The organism is Paenibacillus rhizosphaerae, from assembly GCF_014192015.1.
Classification (GTDB): Bacteria; Bacillota; Bacilli; order Paenibacillales; family Paenibacillaceae; genus Paenibacillus_AQ; species Paenibacillus_AQ rhizosphaerae.
Window position 1 is genome coordinate 375,718 of sequence record NZ_JACHXJ010000006.1, and the last position, 17,289, is coordinate 393,006.

Here is a 17,289-nt window from a genome sequence, read left to right on the forward strand (position 1 = left end):
TCGATGACCCTTTATACCACGCTTGCACGCTGCTCGCCCACCGGCTTCGTTTGGGCTTTTCCCGATCGGATGAGGTTAGCGGACAGCAGCATACCCACGATCACGATAACGCCGCCAACCATCTGGGAGACCAGTAATGCCTGGCCTGTCATCACAGACAGGATCGCCGTGAAAATCGGCATCAGATTCATCGTAATGCCGGCCTTGCCCGGTCCAAGCACCTTGACTCCCTGGTTCCAGAACAGGAACGAACCGATGGAGGGGAACAAGCCCAAATAGATGACCCCGGTGATGCCGATTGCAGTGATATGCCCGGTTTGCAAAGGCTGCATAAACAGCAGCGGAACCATACAAATGACACCGATCAAGGCTGTAAAGGCTACAAAAGTAATCGGGGGCAGATGCTGCGCCCTTTTGTTGACAATGGAATAGATGGCCCACAGGAACACGGCTATGAGCAAAATGCCGTCTCCTTGGTTATAATGCGTGCTGAACACGCCAAGAAGATGCCCCTTCGTCAATACCGTTAAGACGCCCAGGAAAGATAAGACGAGTCCTACTCCCTGCCACACCGAAATCTTGTCCTTCAGGAACAGCAGCGACAACACGATCATAATTGCCGGAGTCAAGCTGTTGATCAGACTGCCGTTTGTCGATGAGGTATGCTGAAGTGCTGTATAGGTAAGCAGCGTGTAAAATACAACGCCCACTAGAGAAAAGAATAATAAAAGACCCCAGTTATTTCTCCACACCTTCAGCCAATTGGGTTTCTCCACCAGCTGGGCCATCGGAATTAATACGACAGCGGCAATCGCCCAGCGCAGGAAGGAAGCCCAGACCGGAGGGAAATCGGCCGTAACCGCTTTGCCGAAGATCAAATTCCCTGCCCAGAACAGATTAGCCAATACTAGAAAAAGCCATGCTTTAGCTTTCATAACCAAACACCTCTCCCCACCCTATATTCAAGTCTTTCTCTTGTTCTATAGTCATGTTACAATAAACCATATCATAAATGAAATGAATATAAATCATGAGGGAGATATCAAATTTGGTATGAATAAATCACTTCTTCAATTGATTGTGGCGATCTCGGAGACCCGAAGCTTTACGTCCGCCGGGGAAAAGATGAATATGACACAGCCTGCCGTCAGCCGTGCGGTTACCGCTCTGGAACGGGAGCTGGGAGTAACGCTGCTGATTAGAGACCGTCGTCAGGGCGTTGCCCTTACTCCAGTTGGAGAACGAATCGTACGGATCTTCCGCGAGATTCTTCAAGGGTATGATAAGGTCGAACAGGAAATCGCCAGCGAAAAAGGAATGGAAACCGGCAGCGTCCGAATCGGCGCATTCCCGGCTGCCGCTTCATATTTTGTTCCGAAGATTATCAGCCATATCAAACAACAATATCCAAAGCTCGAATTCAGCATTCTTGAAGGGACCATTGCGGACATACAGGAATGGCTGGATAACCGGGTCATCGATGTCGGGTTTCTTATCCCCCCGGATAAAACGGCTCACTCTCATCCACTTTACCGGGAAGGCATTTATGCCGTGATGAGGGATGATCACCCGTTAAGCGAAAAGTCTATCATCAGCCCGGAAGATTTGCGGGAGGAGCCTATGCTGATCTGCAAAGCCGGTTACGAGCCTCCTGTCCTGCAATGGTTCGACAGTGCCGGGGAAGAGCCGAATATTCAATACATTCTCTACAACTACAGAACGGCACTCCAAATGATTGCTGCAGGCGAAGGCTTGGCCGTCATGTCTGAGCTGTCCCTATTGGATCTGCCTCCTGGCCTCATCCTCAAACGCATCTCACCAGCGGCCTACCGGGATATTCATATCGTCTCCGGTCCCGTGGAGGACTGTACCATTGCGGTCAAAACCTTTATCGAAACCGCTCAGAAGCTGTTTCCCATCCAAGCTGAGCATGAGCACTTGATTACAATATAGGATCTTGCCGCCCAACGTTATCGTGAACTTGGAACATATAAAAAAACGGCAGGCAGCCGCTCCGGCTTTCTTTTCCGGACTTCGGCGGCCTGCCGTTTTGCAGTTTAGTTTCTGGCAATATTGCGGTATTGAATCGGCGTGATGCCTTCGGCTTTTTTGAATTTGCGAATGAAGTTCGTCGAATCTACGTAGCCGACCTCGTTCATAATGTCTTTGAGGGGCAAATCTGTTGTTTTCAGCAGCTTTTTCGCCTGATCCATCCGGATCGAATCGATATATTTCATCAGCGGACAGCCCGTATGGTCCTTGAAAAATCGCGTCGCGTAGGACGGCGAGACGCCGAACCGGTTCGCGATCGATTCGAGATCTATCGTCTGATCCGAATACTGCTGGGCGACGTAAACCTTGATATTCTCCAGCAGCTCGATATTCTTGCTCTCTTTCTTCGCTTCTACGTACCGGCATACGTTGCGGCATATCGAGACGATGAGACGTTCCAGTTCCTCGATCGTTTCGAAGCGCGGAACGAACAACTGCTGCATCGTTTCCCCCAGATCGTCGTCGATTTCGATTTCCAGCTCGATGAGTGTTTTCATCATATTGTTGACGATATCAAAGCAGATGCATTCCGCCGCCTCGGGCGACACGTCCGTTTCCACGATATGGCCAAACGCCTCGCGGACGGCCGGCTCAACCTGAGACATGTTCCCTTGCTTGATCGCCTTCACGAGCCGGTCTATCCGTTCGACGGGGTAGACGTACTCTCCGCTTGGGCGGGGCACGATCTCGGCAAACAGAAACACCTGGTCGCCTCCCTTCACGAACCGGTACCTTGCGGCATGACTTGCTTCTACGAACGATTGCGGAACGGAGGACAAATCATCGTAAATTCCCCCGATGCCGACAGTTACCGTAAGCCGGAAATATTGCCGAAAAAATGCCTTTGCCTTCACGGCCAGTTCCCGCAAAACGTCGGTATCGTCAAAGCCTTCGTTCAAGTTGACCAAAAAAGCGATGGTACGGCCGTCCATCAGCTCGGCTCCATATCCGGCCCCCGACTCCAAGGCGAGCTCCTCGACTACCTTCATCAAGCTGTACTTCAGCACCTCCTGCATCTTCTCTGAATTGTCCTGCCGAAAGCGGTTGTAATCGTCAATCAGCACAATCATGACGGCGTAGTGGGGTTTATCGAGCTGGATATTGGAAAATTGCAAAATATCGTTCATTTCCGCTTTCGTGCTCAGCTTCCCCTTGAGCAGCGTCAGCAGCACCTGCTCGCGGAGCGTGCGGCCTTGGTTGCGCAGCTGATGCTGCAGGCTCTGCTTCTCACTGGCCATGAGGCCGACTGCACGGGAAATGTAATCGATCTCGTCGCCCGAACGTACCAGCGGCTCGGACCGCGCTTCGCTGGAAACGATCCCGGCCAGACGCTTGAGCGGCCGGTAATGCTGGACCGAGAAGCCGAAGGCGATGGCGACCCCGATGAGAAAAACGGCTGCGATGGTCATGCTGAATATGCCGCGCTTCTCATTCACTTTTCGCATCCATTGATCGGTTGGCAGCACCGCCACGTAAGACCATTGACGGTTGCTTGACGAATGGGTAAGCACCGAATATTTCCGGCCGTCCATGGACAACTCGCTGTAGGGAGACCGGTTCGGAATATCGTTGATTCGTTCGAGAAGGCGTTTGCCGGATTCAGGCGATTCGCCTTGCGATTGACTGAAGATGATTTCGTTGCGTTCGTTCAGGATGAACAGAAAGCCGTTCGACTCCGTCAGCACGCCTTGGGCCAAATCTGTCAGCGCCTGCTCGCGAATGAGGAAAAGCGCGACACCGTAAGGGACTTCCGCGTTTAGCGGGATCGGCACCATGTAGGTGGCATACCGCCGTTCCTCAAGCCGGTTGAACAGAACCGGTTCAACCCCCCGCATCAGCGGAGCGGACAACGTAACGGCCGTTTGCATAAACTCCGATGGGCTCCAATTGCGATAATGGTAGATCGAATTGAAGAACAGATCGAGTTTGTACGTTCCGCTTGCGGCATAAAGCTGTTTGGTGCCTGATCCGTTGAAGGATAACACGACATCCTCGATAAAAAGGTTCGTGGACAAGTATTGCTTCAGCTCAGATACCGCCTGCAGGGAACCATATCCTCCGTCCGAGGCCATGTAGGGGGTCAGCACCGGATTGTACGACAGCTGGGAGGCAAGCCGGTTCATTTCGTTCATACGCAGATCGACCGCATCCCGAAATTGGCCGAGGGCGCCAACGGTCGTATGCTCCACTTCTTTGCGGAGCGTATTGAAAAAGTTTTGGTACACGACGCTGCTGACGGCAACGAGCAGAACGACGACCAGCACAATATAGGAGAACAGGAAGTTGTAAAATCGTTGGCTGCGGATCATGTTCATCGGACGCTCCTCCATAGCGGTTCCGGGAGTAGTCGGTACCCGTGCTTTTACAGCCTGGCACTCGCGCTCTCCCGTGTACGATGCCTAACACTTTCGCTGTGCGGCCACGTTTTTCGCTCGGTACGGGTCCGTTTTATCCGGCCCACACCGCTCCGGTGCTGCGCTTTTTTTTTATTTTTTGTACCGATCGTACGCAGCTTGATAAATTTGCATATATTCGTCGAGCCGCATTTTTTTCAGTGTGGCTATATAGTTATCCCACTCCGAGAAAGACGCTTTGCCGGAGACGAATTTGGCGGCCATTTCGGTTACGTACGTATTGATGTCGGCGGTTAGCGCAGACATTTTTGTACTTTCCTCGGCGGTATAGTTGAATGTCGGCCAAACCTCCTCCGGCATGTATTTCTTGAACTTCTCCGCCGCCTGGATCGATTCCGGCTGCGATTCGGCACCTTTGAAAAACTTTTGCTGCACCATATTCGGGTAACCGCCGCCCGGCCATACGACGTATTTCACCAGCGCCTGCTCGAGCGTCAGGCCGTTCGGATTGGCCGTGATTTCTTTCGTATATTGAAGTTCGCCGGAGGCGGTTTTCTCGTACGACTTTCCTTCGAAGCCCATGAAGAACATTTTACTGCCTTCCTCGCCGTACAAGTAATCCATCCAACGAACCGTCGCTTCCGGACTTTTGTTTTTGTCGGTAATGACGAACGCGCCCAGAGCCGCGAGAGGGGAGCCGACGGCGGAATACAATTGATCGCCGTGAGTACCTTTGAGCGCGCTGGCGCCTATATATCCCGTCTGGTTCATCAGCGTATACGGACTTGTCGTGATGGTAGCTCCGTATAATCCTTTTGCGCCGGTCGCGTAAAATTGATTCGCCTGGATCGTAAAGATATCTTCCGCGATCAGCTTTTCGCTGTACAGCTTGTTCAAGTATTCCAGCATTTCCTTGTAGTTTGGATCGGTAGGGATAAATCTGAGCTTGCCGGCATTGTCCATATCTACGTTAGCGTGACCTGCCCCCCGGGTACCGAGCCCCCAGGCGCCCTTGAAGTAGCTCATGATGGCCGGCAGCCCAATACTCTCGAATGGAATCTCGTCCGCTTGGTTGTTGCCGTTCGGATCTTTTTCCTTAAACGCTTTCAGCATGTTGTAGAAATCTTCGGTCGTCTCCGGCTCTTTTAAGCCAAGCTTATCGAGCCATTCTTTCTTGATCCACATTTTGCCGCCGGCGAGCACGGACGTAAACTGAGGGTCGTAGATGGTCGGGAAGGAATAAATATTGCCGTCTGGCATCGTCAGCCCTTTGCGTACCTCCGGGTATTGATCCAATAACTTTTTGAGATTCGGGGCATATTGATCAATCAGGTCGTTCAGCTTGATAAATACGCCTTGCGAACCGTATTTGAGCAAATCGGTCGAAGGGATGGCTGCCGTAAAGAAGGCATCCGGATAATCGCCGCCGGCCAGCATAATGTTACGCTTTTCCGTCAAGTTGTCATTCGGAACCATCTCCCAAGTGACATGTATGTTTGTTAGCTTCTCATATTCTTGCCAGAGCATCACTTCGTTCCAGTTGGAGGCGGTCGTTGGCGCTTTCCCGGCCACCATCTTCAGGTTGATTTTATCGGCTACGATCGGCATGCCCGTCTTATTGATGCCCGATTCTTTCGGTGGGGTGCCTTCCGCTTCGTTCGATCCGCCCCCCGAGCAAGCCGAGAGCAAGCTCAGCAGTACGAAGAGGGATAACAAGGCTGCTGTCGTTTTATTAGGTTTCAAGAAAAAACCTCCTTTTTCTTTTGACACTTCTTGGGCAGGATTAACCTTTTACCGCACCGATGACAAGTCCTTTGACGAAATAGCGCTGCAGAAACGGATACAGCAGAAGAACCGGCAGATTGGCAATGATAACGACCGCGTATTTGATCGATTCGCCTTCCATGACGCTTTTGGCAAGCGATTCCTCGCTTGTTCCCACCATATCCTTCAAATTGCTCTGAATCAAAATCTCCCGGAGCACGAGCTGAAGCGGGTACTTGCTCCGGTCGGTCAAATAAATAAGCGCGCTGAAAAATGAATTCCAATGGGCGACGCTGTAAAACAACGTCATGACGGCCAGGATGGGCATCGACAGCGGAAGGACGATGCGAACCAGGATTTGCAGGTTGGAGCAGCCGTCGATTTGCGCCGATTCCTGAACTTCGATGGGGATGTTTTGCTGGAAAAAGGTGCGCATAATGATGACGTTCCATATGGCGAGCGCATTCGGGATGATTAGCGCCCACATCGTGTTGACCATGCCGAGATTTTTTACCAGCAAATAGGTCGGAATGAGCCCGCCGCTGAAAAACATCGTAAATACGAAAAAGGCGGTAAAGAAGCCGCGGCCGGCTAAATCTTTGCGCGACAGCGGATAGGCGGCCAATATCGTCATGACGATATTGACAGCCGTCCCGATAACGGTGTACAGGATCGTATTCCCGTAGCCCTGCAAAATGTCGTTGTTTTGGAACACTTTCTCGTATCCGCGGAATGTGATGCCCTTCGGCCACAGCCACACCTCTCCGCCCAAAACTTTGGAAGGGTCGCTAATCGAAGCGGCCAGCACGAACAACAGCGGATACAGAACGGCGAGCAGGGCGAGAACGAGCAGAGCGTGGATGATGAAACTGAGCAGCTTGTCGCCAAACGTCTCTTTTACCATAAGCTCGTTTCACCAGCCTTCCGTGCAATGTAATTGACCGTGACGAGCATGATGAAATTGACGACCGAATTGAACAGCCCTACGGCGGCAGAGAAACTGTATTGCGCTTCCAGGATGCCGCTTCGGTATACGTAGGTCGAGATCACGTCCGAGCTTTCCATATTCAGGCTGTTCTGCATCAGAAACACTTTCTCGAAGCCGACGCCCAGAATGGATCCGACATTCATAATGAGCAAAATCACGATGGTAGGCAATATGCCCGGCAGGTTAATATGCCAGATGCGGGCCAGCCGGCTGGCTCCGTCCACCTTGGCCGCTTCGTGCAGCTGCGGATCGATGCCGGTCAAGGCGGCCAAATAGATAATCGAGCTCCAGCCCATCTGCTGCCATACCCCGGAGAAAACGTAGATCGTTTTGAACCAGCTCGCCTCCGTCAGGAACGAAATGGAGTCCCCGCCCAACCATCCAATGAACAGGTTCACGATTCCATGATTCGGCGACAAGAAAATCATCAGCATGCCGACGAGGACGACGGTCGATAAAAAGTGAGGGGCATAGGTGACCGTCTGAATCGTTTTCTTGAACCATTTCACTTTTACTTCATTGATGAGAAGCGCGAGAATGATCGGGACGGGAAAGCCGACAATCAGCTCATATATTCCGATGCCAAGCGTGTTGCGGATGAGCCGCCAAAAATAGTAGCTGTCAAAAAAACGCTGGAAATGGGCGAAACCGACCCAAGGGCTGCCGGTTATCCCTTTGGATGCAATAAATTCTTTGAATGCGATCTGCACCCCGTACATCGGGATGTAATGAAAAATCAAGTAATAGGCGACGACCGGCAAAAGCAGCATATACAAATCCCAGTTTTTCTTGAGCGAACGGCCTAACGCCGATCGGCGGCCCATTGCGGCCTGCGCGGAAGCCGCTGCCGGAGGAGCATGCTTCAAGAGTGCTTCACCTTCCTTCCATGTCGCGAGTGCGGTTAACATTTCTTCAAGGGGCCCCTTTGCCGTTATGGTATTTTAAAACGCTTTCAGCGTCCACCAGCAATTTTTGCGGCGATCAGCTATTCTTGACATCGCTGCAAGGGGCGTACCCCATGCCCTTCAAGTTAACGTTAACGCAACGACGGCAGCCGATTTGGCCGGCTGCCGTCGTGTCATGATTGAGCTATTGTTTTCCGTTAGTTCAATCTTTTGTAAGCAAAGCAACAAAATCGTTAGCTACAGTCCCCTATTAAGGTAGTACTAATTTAGCTACACCCTGAAGTTGTTGCTCGATCAATTCGTCAAGATCGCGCTCGCGATAATACGGAAGAGGTGCTCAGCCCGTGGCGCGGACGAGGGCTGGGTGCTGAGCCACGCAAGCGCGGCAGCTAGCGAGAACAGGTCATCCCCATCCATGTCGCTGCGCGCCAGACCCTCGGCCTGAGCACGAGCGAGAAGTCGCGTGCCTGCCGTGCGCATCGTGATGCACGAAGCGTGGAGTGCGGACTCCGGGTCCTCCTTGGCTGCCATCATCACGTCCACAACACCTTGATAGTTGCCTGTAAATGTAACGACGTCGCGCAGCCACGATACGAGTGCCTCATCGGGTGAACTCGCAGTTTCAAGCTCACGTGCCTTTATCGTAAACTCGTCGAAGCTTGAGCGGAGCAAAGCTTCGAGCAGCGCCTCTCTCGTCGGGAAATGACGATACAGTGTGCCTAGCCCGACACCAGCTCTGCGAGCGATGTCGCGCAGCGATGCATCGACACCCTGCTCGGTTACAACGACGTGCGCGACTTCGAGTATGTGCTCATAGTTTTTCATTGCATCGGCTCGCATAGAATTCCTCCTTGACAATCGGAGCGGTGCTCCGTATAATTCTAAACGGAACAGTGATCCGATTATACGGAGCACTGCTCTGGTAAGTATAACTCATCTACTTGAAAGGAGAAAGCAAGATGACTATAGATACAATGAAAGCGATTCGTTTGCATGAATTCGGCGGCCCTGAGGTGATGCGTTACGAGGAGGCGCCGCTTCCCGAGCTGAAGCCAGGTGAGGTGCTTGTGCGCGTTCACGCGGTTGGCATGAATCCCCCCGACTGGTACCTGCGTGACGGGTATAAGTCGCTTCCTCCTGAGTGGCGGCCGCCTGTGCCCTTTCCCATCATTCTGGGGTCGGACGTGTCGGGCGTCGTCGAGGCGGTAGCCACGGATGTGAAGGATTTCTCCGTCGGCGACGAAGTTTTCGGCATGGTTCGCTTTCCCAGCTTTGGGGAGAGCGCTGCTTATGCTGAGTACGTCGCCGCGCCAGCGTCGGACCTTGCACTCAAGCCGGCTGGCATCGATCACGTGCACGCTGCTGGGGCGCCGATGGCTGGCCTCACCGCGTGGCAGTTTCTGATCGACCTAGGCCACAATGAACCGAATCCGCTTCAACCGGAGATGCATCGCCCGGTGCCGCTGGGCGGCAAGACGATGCTCGTCAATGGTGCTGCGGGAGGCGTGGGGCACTTCGCGGTACAACTGGCCAAATGGAAGGGTGCGCACGTCATCGCGGTGGCATCGGGGACGCATGAGTCGTTCCTGCGTGAGCTCGGTGCCGACGAATTCATCGACTACACCAAGAGCCTTCCCGAGGACGTCGCGCATGACATGGATCTCGTCCTTGATACCCTCGGCGGTCCGACCACCGGTCGTTTCTTGCGTACGCTCAAGCGTGGCGGCACTTTGTTCCCCGTGTTCTTAGGCTTCTCCGACGCCGAGGAGGCCGCCAAACTGGGTGTCACGGTATCGATGACCCAAGTGCGCTCAAACGGTCAGCAGCTGGCGGAATTAGGGCGCTTGCTTGATGCCGGGACGGTTCGCGTCGCTATCGACAGCACGTTTCCACTTGCCGATGCTCGCAAGGCGCATGAACGTGCAGCCGGCGGGCACATTCGAGGCAAGATTGTGCTCACGGTCGTGTAACCATGATTATACTCATGGGTTACGTTCACCTAAATCCGTCTGATGTGAATGAGTTCACTGCAGACGTTCAAGCCGTCGTTTCCAGCACGAGAGCTGAAAAAGGGTGTCTCTTTTATGCCTTTACTTTGGAAGATGCGCGCGCCGGACGCATGCTGACTGTCCAGCGGTGGCAAGATCAAGAATCGCTGTCGGCCCATGTTGAAAGACATGAGTCGGCGCCGTTTTTAAAGAAGTGGGGAAACAGGATGAGAATGGACATTCTAACATACGATATCACGAACGAGCGCTCGTTCATGGAATAAGAGCCTAATCGGCTCAAGAGCATAACTGCCCGTTAGTTCAACATAAACGAATGTTAAAACGCTACTGACATACTGTTGTCAGTAGTGTTTTTTTATACTCGGAGTATGTAACCGTAACGGTACTGTATCCCTTAATATAGGAAGGATGGGTTTTTATGAATTTTGCTTCTGTTCGCATCATTACCGACGACGTGGATCGTCTCGTCGAATTTTATGAGAAAGTTATGGGTGTGTCGGCGGAGCGTCCCGCACCCGTCTTTGCCGAACTCGTTGGGTCATCGTGCACCCTGGCGATCGGCCACTCCCAGACGGTGCAGCTGTTCGGCGCTGGTTCCGCAGTGGCGGCCGACAATCACACGATCATCCTCGAGTTCCGTGTTGACGATGTGGATGCCGAATACGAGCGCTTGAAGCCGTTTGTCAGCGAGTGGGTCAAGGAACCAACCACGATGCCGTGGGGGAACCGCGCTGTGCTGTTTCGGGATCCCGACGGCAACCTGATTAACCTCTTCACGCCGGTGACGGAGGAAGCGATCAAACGGTTCAGCGGCAGGTCGTGAATGGACAGTTGAAGTGAGTGAGACGATAAAGAGACCAGAGACCATGGCAATGAGCTATGGTCTCTTTATTTTATCTCACCGGCCATCCGCCGACCCGGCATACTCATCAGGCTTAATGCCTTCATACCGCGCGAAGGCGCGTTTGAAGGAATACACATTTTCGTACCCCACTGTGCGCGCGACGTGATCGATGCCGCAGCTTCGCTCCCGGAGCAGCTCTTTCGCCTTCTCCATGCGCAGACGGCATACATAATCATAGAAGTTGATGCCGGTCACCTCTTTGAATATTTTGGACACCTTCGAAAGGGACATATGGTACATCTCCGCCAGCTGCTTTAACGAGATGTCCGCGCTCGAATAATTGTCGTTTACATATTGCAGCAGCTCGCTGCCCGCAGACACCGCCGACGACGTATTGGCATACCGTTTCCGCTCGCAAATGAGCGTGCCCACTTCAAACATATAGCTCCACGTTTCTTCGATGTTCGCCGCTTTGGCCCGGCTGCAAAATTGCTTCAGGTAGATGTCCGTATCCAGATTCAGCTCATGCAGCACCCTCAGCATCGTTTCCATCAGCAGGGAGAGCAGCCGGCTCACGCTGGCCTCGGCCAGCTCTCGCTTTTCATTCTCGGCATGGATTTCATGCAGGATTTGCAGGGACGTGTCCAGGTTTCCGATCTTTAGATTATTGATGAGCTGCACTTCCCAATCCGTCGGATAATAATAATCGACGCCGGCCTGAATCGTCTCCTCCTGCAGCACCTGAAAATGCTCACGCGAGAATACGGTGTAGCGCAGTCTTTCATTGGCCGTGTAATACGATTTGCTGATACCGACCAGCCCTTGCTCAACCCCTCCGTATAAAATATCGGGATGAAATCCGCTCAGCCGCTCGATTTCGCCGGCCATCTCGGCTGCAATTCGCTCCATCATATCATCGTCCCCAAACGGACGCTCGGAGGAGATGATCATCGCCTTGTCCGCGTTTGTGACCTCAAACAGCGCATAGTCCAGACCATAATCGCTCATCGCTTTTTCCACGATCATCATCATCAGCATTTCGATCTTCCGGATTTTCTCGAAGTCGGAAAAGTCGCGAATGGCGTGGAAGCTGACCAGCATCGTGCAATAATACATGTCCTCGGTATAACCGATCCCCAGTTTCTCCAGTTCGTTCTTCTGCTGGTCGTCCATAAAATATCCCTTGAGCAGACGAAGATACAAATTCGACTTGGCGGCGTTTTCGTAATCCTGCATCGATTGCTGAAGCTTGCGGTTTTCGTGCAGCAGCCGGTCGAACGATTTTTCGATAAAATTGTATTCGGACCCCGTCACTTTGCCGTTTCGGGAGTTCTCGACCCGCGCCGCGGCGCTCAGCTTGCTCAGTAGAGCCCCAAGAGGACGGTAGCTGATTTTGGCCAGCAGATAAGCCGTGCACGCGCCGATAACGATGGAAATCAGGATGGCCCCAAGCGAGCTGAACAAATTGCCGATGCCGATGACGCTGCTGTCCGCGTAGGAGATCGCATACTGCACATCGCTAGCCTCCGAGGACAAATGAATGGGGTAGGAAGCCGCGCCGCCGCGAGCTGCCGGATCATTTCGGACTTGGCTATAAATCAGCGCATCCCGGGACGTCATGACGATCTCCTGCGATTCGATCCCACCGAAACGGTGCATATAATTCGAAAAGTAAGCGCTATCAATAAACAATACCAAAACCGCGCGCGGATGATTCACCACCTCCAGGCTTTGCAGCACAGGAATCACGCGCTTGTCGCTGCCCCACAGCTTCATGCTGGCCGGCGGGAGGATGGTAAAATACTGCTGCTGCGAAAAGGAGCTCTGCAGCTGCTGCTCGGCAGCTTCGTCAAATGCGACAATCGATTGAAAAAATTCCTTCAGCGGGAACATCCCCCATGAAGTCATCGCCTTCTGCTGCTCCGGAAACACCACCATGCCAAAAGAGAGGATTCCCTGCGAACTCACGCTATTGTCGAGACTGCTGCGAATCTCCAGCATTTTGGTAATATCGAATTCCTGCTCGTATACGTTCGTATCCTGCATCAGCTTTTTCACCCAGGATTCGTTGCTCAGCGTTTTGCCCAAGGTTTTGAGCTCACCCAGTTTATTGTCGACCAGATCGGCAATCCGCTTGGCGTCCAAAGCATGTGCCTCATGCTGCCGGCGTTTCTCCTCGACGATGTTCCGCTGCACGTTTAATGCGCTGAACACGATAATCGGGATGATCAAAATCGCGGTATAAGACAACAGAATTTTACGAAACGTGCCGCTTCCGAAGCTGCCATTGCGCACAGACTACCCCTCCCCTACTAGATTGGACTAATACCACAGCATAAAGCATAATGCAAAAACAGGAAAACAGCAGAGCCTCCAAAGCGAATTGGAGCCTGCCATTTTCCACAATGATGCGGGTACAGTCAACGTTACTGGATGCTGTTGTATCTGTCGAGCAATTGCTGGTCGATCTCCAGCAGCTGGTCCAGCCCCAGCTTTTTCAGATCGGCCATATATTGATCCCAGTTGTCGAGCGATTTTTGCCCTAAAGCCAGCTTGGTCGCAAGCTCCGTGGAATACGTGTTCAGGTTGGTCAAAATCTTCGTTTTCGCTTCCAGCTGCTGATCGTCGGGAATCGCCAAGTAGTTGTCGTTCATATTGACGAAATACGGCTTATAATTCAGAATCTGGAGCTCGTTGTCGGCTTTGTATTTCGGTACGCCGGACAGCTCAAACTCGAGATTGGCGAACTGAACCCGCGGGAACACCGTATCGCCGAACAGGCGGAGTCCGGGAACCTGACCCGTTTTGGCCAGCTCTTCGTCCGAGGCGTTGTTGATGAATACATTCGCGCCGCTCTCATCCTTTTTATAGGTTTGTCCTTCGATGCCCCAATACAGAAGCTCCGCGTACTTATCCGAATAGATCGTGTCAAAATACTTGATCGCCGCTTCTACGTTTTTGGTGTCTTTCGTAATCGCGTATTTCTGCCACACCAGAAACGGCGGCTCAATTTGGGCTGCGGGCGCAATGCCGTCTACCGCTTGAAGCGGCATGAGCGGAAGGTACTCCCCGCCCCCCTTGATCGTCGGCTCCAGATACGTCTCCAGATTGTAATCTCCTGTAGAAGCAACCTGGTTTTCCGTCATCTTCTGCTGCTTCTGCTCCGCTGTCGCCCCGATCAGGCTGGTGTCGAGCACGCCTTCCTTCACCAGCTTTTGCAGGTAGCTGAAGTAATCCTTGATCCCGTCCTGGTACCACGGGGATACGACCTTCTTGTTCTCCACATCTACGGAAGAAATGCTGGTCCCCAGCCCGAACCACTGCGCGATCGGTCCCGAGAAGGCACCCGGATCGTAGACGAGCACCTCGTCCTTTTGCCCGTTGCGGTTGGCGTCCTTATCGCGCATCGTCTTCAGCGTTTGCAGGTATTCCTCGGCATTCGCCGGAACCGGAAGGCTCAGCTTATCGAGCCAGTCTTTGCGGAGCAGCATCGTCAAGGAGACCGGAGCCGGATCGGTGCCTTTATATGTCTTTTTGTGCAGATCGCTGAACCAGTACATTTTCCCGTCCGACGTCGTTGTCGTCTTTTTCGCATACGGGAACTCCTGCTCATACATCTTCTTGATGTTGCCGTTGCTGTACTTCTCGATGAGCGGATTCAGGTCCAGCAGCACGCCCTGCTTCGCCAGATTGAGCACCGTCGTATTGTCCAGCGCCGAAATATTGACGATATCCGGAAGATTGGAGCCGGACGCCATTCGCGTTTTGATGACGACGTTGTACTGCTCGTTCGGAACCAGCTCGTAATCGAGCTGCAGCTGAGCATCGGTCAGCAGCTTGTCGACTTCCTTCCAGACCGGGTACTTCTCCCTGTCCTCGAATTTGATGAACTTGTTCGCACCGGTCGGCCCGAGAAGCTTCAGCTTGGCGGACTGCTGCCCGGCCGGGGCGTTGCTATCGGCTTCCTCTGTTTTCCCGTCTCCCCCGCTGCAGGCGGTTACAGAAGCGATGAGAACAACGGCGATGATGGCGGACATAAGCGGTTTTTTCCTTTTTTTCATACAACTCTTCCCCCTTCGGATGGCCTAGCCTATTCCTTTAATGAACCTAGCAGCGCTCCCTTGATGAAATACTTCTGAAAGAACGGATATGTAAAAATGACGGGTAACGTCGTAAAGACGATGATGGCATATTTCAGCTGAATGTTCGAGAGCATGTTGGCGACCGCATTTTTCGCATCCTCCATCGACAGCATCTTCAAATCAACCGACTGCTGGACCACGACCCGGTACAGGTACATTTGCAGCGGATGCAGCTTCTCATTCGGCAAATACACGAGCGCGTCGAACCAGCTGTTCCAGATGCCGACGACCGAATAAATGGCGATGACCGCCAGGATCGGCTTGGATATCGGGATAATGACTCGGAACAGCAGCTGCAGATGGGAAGCGCCGTCGATAAAGGCCGACTCCTTCAGCCCATCCGGAATGTTGGCAAAGAACGTCCGCACCAGAATGATATTCCAAATGCTGACCATCCCCGGAATGATGACCGCGAACATCGTGTCATACAGTCCAAGCTTGTTCACCAGCAGGTAGGACGGAATGAGACCGCCTCCAAAATACATCGGGATCAGCAGGTACGACACGACCCACTTCCTGCCCATGAGATTGCGAACGGTGAGCGGATAGGCGCCGAGCACGGCCGTCAGACAGTTTAAAATCGTACCCGCACTCACATAGATCAACGTATTGGAATAAGCCCACCACATTTTCGTATCACTGACGATCAGCTTGTACGAATCGAGAAAGAATCCTTTCGGATACCAGAACACATTCATGGCCGCGACTTCCGTCGGATTGCTGATGGACATAATGATCACGAAATAAAAAGGATACAGCGTGATTAAGCAAAGGGCGAGCGCCAGCGTATACAACACGACGTCGACGACAACCGAGCCTTGCTTGATGGTGTTCGGATTTCTTTTGACCAAGGCGGCCATGGGACTCCCCCTTACCATAAGGCGTAATCGGAATATTTACGGCTGAGCGTATTGGCTGTATACAGCAGTGTGAAATTGATGATCGAGATAAACAATCCCACGGCCGTTCCTGCGCTGAAATTGCCGCCCAGCAGGCCGTCGCGGTACAAATACGTGCCGATGACGTCGGCCGTCTCGTACACCATCGGGTTATAGATGAGCAGAATAAACTCGCTGTTCGCCGATAGCAAATTGCCGATCGCAAAAATCAGCAGAATAAAAATCGTCGGCCGGATGGCCGGCAGCGTAATATGGAGCATTTGCTTGAAGCGGTTGGCCCCGTCCATCTTCGCGGCTTCGTACTGATGCGGGTCCACGGAAGACATGGCGGCCAAATATAAAATGCTGCTCCACCCAAACGACTTCCAAATGCTCGTAATCGTATAGATGGCCGGAAAATAACCCGGCTCCGTATTCAGCGCCACCGGCGTGCCGCCGAACAGCTTGACGATGGCGTTCACGATGCCGTCCGTATTAATAAAAGACAACACCATCCCCGCCACGACCACATTCGAAATAAAATGGGGCAAATAGCTTGCCGTTTGCACGTACTTTTTAAATACGCCGCTTTTGAGTTCATTCAGCAGCAGCGCAAACAAAATCGGCACCCAGAAGCCAAACACCAGAAAATAAAAGCTGAGCAAAAACGTGTTCCGCATCAATCGCCCAAAATACGGGCCGTTAAAGAAATCGATGAAATGCTGAAAGCCTACCCAATCGGTTCCGTGCAGAGATAAAAACGGTTTGCCCGGGTAGTAATTCTGAAAAGCGATCAGAATTCCGTACATCGGAATATAGCTGAAAATAAAAATGTGAACCAGAACGGGAAGCATAATTAAGTACAGCTGGAGGTTGTCACGCACTCGAAAAGACTTTCGCTGATTCGGCTGACGAATGGCTCTCATGATCTTCCCCTTCCCTGATGATCTCGACGGAACTTGCAGGCCCGCTTCCGCATGACTCATGATATGCCGAGCCCCGGATTTCAGGCAAGCAACATTTTTTGATGGGGCGCGCAATATTTTCGGGGGTGGGGGAATATGGGTGGTAGGTAAGGGAATGGGTGTTGAGGTGGGGTAGCCAGGATGTAATATGGGAGTTGAGGCGAGCGTACAATTTCGGATTAAAGGCAAGTCGCATTTTTTGATTGGTTGCGCAATGTTTGCTGGGGGGGATCTAAATCATGAATAGGTATTACTTCGATTGCGAATTCGAAGATGAAAGTGGAAGTAATTTCTCATACATACTGTCTAATAATTGTTGGGGGTGATGTATTATAGAGAAACAAGAAGTACTAATATTTATTGAACGTGTCTAAGGTGTGAGTAGGCA

Annotated in this window: 14 protein-coding genes; 4 read left to right on the top strand and 10 right to left on the bottom strand. The window is 52.4% G+C overall.

Annotation, left to right across the window (positions count from 1 at the left end; all coding sequences use genetic code 11):
• Window positions 1–11 precede the first annotated feature (11 nt).
• Window positions 12–935, bottom strand: a complete 924-nt coding sequence (locus FHS19_RS29405) for a DMT family transporter (RefSeq protein WP_183585956.1) — start codon at window positions 933–935, stop codon at window positions 12–14.
• A 118-nt stretch (window positions 936–1,053) separates the two neighbouring features.
• Between FHS19_RS29405 and FHS19_RS29410 the strand changes: the two genes are divergently transcribed.
• Window positions 1,054–1,953: a LysR family transcriptional regulator gene (locus tag FHS19_RS29410; protein ID WP_183585958.1), complete on the top strand. Its 900-nt coding sequence runs from the start codon at window positions 1,054–1,056 to the stop codon at window positions 1,951–1,953.
• A 104-nt stretch (window positions 1,954–2,057) separates the two neighbouring features.
• Here FHS19_RS29410 and FHS19_RS29415 read toward each other — a convergent pair whose 3' ends face one another.
• The 5 genes from FHS19_RS29415 to FHS19_RS29435 form a co-directional block, all read right to left on the bottom strand.
• Window positions 2,058–4,367 (bottom strand): helix-turn-helix domain-containing protein, encoded by a 2,310-nt coding sequence (locus tag FHS19_RS29415; RefSeq protein ID WP_183585960.1) that lies wholly within the window; start codon window positions 4,365–4,367, stop codon window positions 2,058–2,060.
• Window positions 4,368–4,538: 171 nt separating this feature from the next.
• Window positions 4,539–6,149: a type 2 periplasmic-binding domain-containing protein gene (locus FHS19_RS29420; protein ID WP_183585970.1), complete on the bottom strand. Its 1,611-nt coding sequence runs from the start codon at window positions 6,147–6,149 to the stop codon at window positions 4,539–4,541.
• Between the two features lie 40 nt (window positions 6,150–6,189).
• On the bottom strand, window positions 6,190–7,074 hold the full coding sequence (locus tag FHS19_RS29425; RefSeq protein ID WP_183585972.1) for a carbohydrate ABC transporter permease: 885 nt from the start codon (window positions 7,072–7,074) through the stop codon (window positions 6,190–6,192).
• The gene (locus FHS19_RS29430) at window positions 7,068–7,982 is read right to left on the bottom strand and encodes an ABC transporter permease (RefSeq protein ID WP_183586321.1); all 915 of its coding nucleotides are present in this window, start codon (window positions 7,980–7,982) and stop codon (window positions 7,068–7,070) included. Before FHS19_RS29430 ends, FHS19_RS29425 begins: the two co-directional genes overlap by 7 nt.
• Window positions 7,983–8,357: 375 nt before the next feature.
• Window positions 8,358–8,903 carry a TetR/AcrR family transcriptional regulator gene (locus FHS19_RS29435; RefSeq protein WP_183585974.1) on the bottom strand — a complete coding sequence of 182 codons (546 nt, stop codon included), beginning with the start codon at window positions 8,901–8,903 and terminating at the stop codon, window positions 8,358–8,360.
• Window positions 8,904–9,022: 119 nt separating this feature from the next.
• Here FHS19_RS29435 and FHS19_RS29440 point away from each other — a divergent pair, with 119 nt between their 5' ends.
• The 3 genes from FHS19_RS29440 (at window position 9,023) to FHS19_RS29450 (ending at window position 10,895) form a co-directional block, all read left to right on the top strand.
• A complete protein-coding gene (locus FHS19_RS29440; RefSeq protein ID WP_183585976.1) occupies window positions 9,023–10,033 on the top strand; it encodes an NADP-dependent oxidoreductase in 1,011 nt (336 codons plus the stop codon).
• 14 nt (window positions 10,034–10,047) lie between these two features.
• A complete protein-coding gene (locus FHS19_RS35805) occupies window positions 10,048–10,335 on the top strand; it encodes a putative quinol monooxygenase (RefSeq protein ID WP_376772000.1) in 288 nt (95 codons plus the stop codon).
• Between the two features lie 155 nt (window positions 10,336–10,490).
• Window positions 10,491–10,895, top strand: coding sequence for a VOC family protein (locus FHS19_RS29450; protein WP_183585980.1), 405 nt, complete (start codon window positions 10,491–10,493; stop codon window positions 10,893–10,895).
• A 75-nt stretch (window positions 10,896–10,970) separates the two neighbouring features.
• On the opposite strand, the gene FHS19_RS29455 is transcribed toward FHS19_RS29450, so the two are convergent.
• The 4 genes from FHS19_RS29455 to FHS19_RS29470 all read right to left on the bottom strand — a co-directional run bounded on the left by FHS19_RS29455 (window position 10,971) and on the right by FHS19_RS29470 (window position 16,862).
• A complete protein-coding gene (locus FHS19_RS29455) occupies window positions 10,971–13,211 on the bottom strand; it encodes a helix-turn-helix transcriptional regulator (protein ID WP_183585982.1) in 2,241 nt (746 codons plus the stop codon).
• Between the two features lie 131 nt (window positions 13,212–13,342).
• Entirely contained in the window at window positions 13,343–14,977 is a 1,635-nt protein-coding gene (locus FHS19_RS29460) for a type 2 periplasmic-binding domain-containing protein (protein ID WP_183585984.1), read from the bottom strand.
• Between the two features lie 29 nt (window positions 14,978–15,006).
• Window positions 15,007–15,918: a carbohydrate ABC transporter permease gene (locus FHS19_RS29465; protein WP_183585986.1), complete on the bottom strand. Its 912-nt coding sequence runs from the start codon at window positions 15,916–15,918 to the stop codon at window positions 15,007–15,009.
• Between the two features lie 11 nt (window positions 15,919–15,929).
• A complete protein-coding gene (locus FHS19_RS29470) occupies window positions 15,930–16,862 on the bottom strand; it encodes an ABC transporter permease (protein ID WP_076176627.1) in 933 nt (310 codons plus the stop codon).
• Window positions 16,863–17,289: the final 427 nt, after the last annotated feature.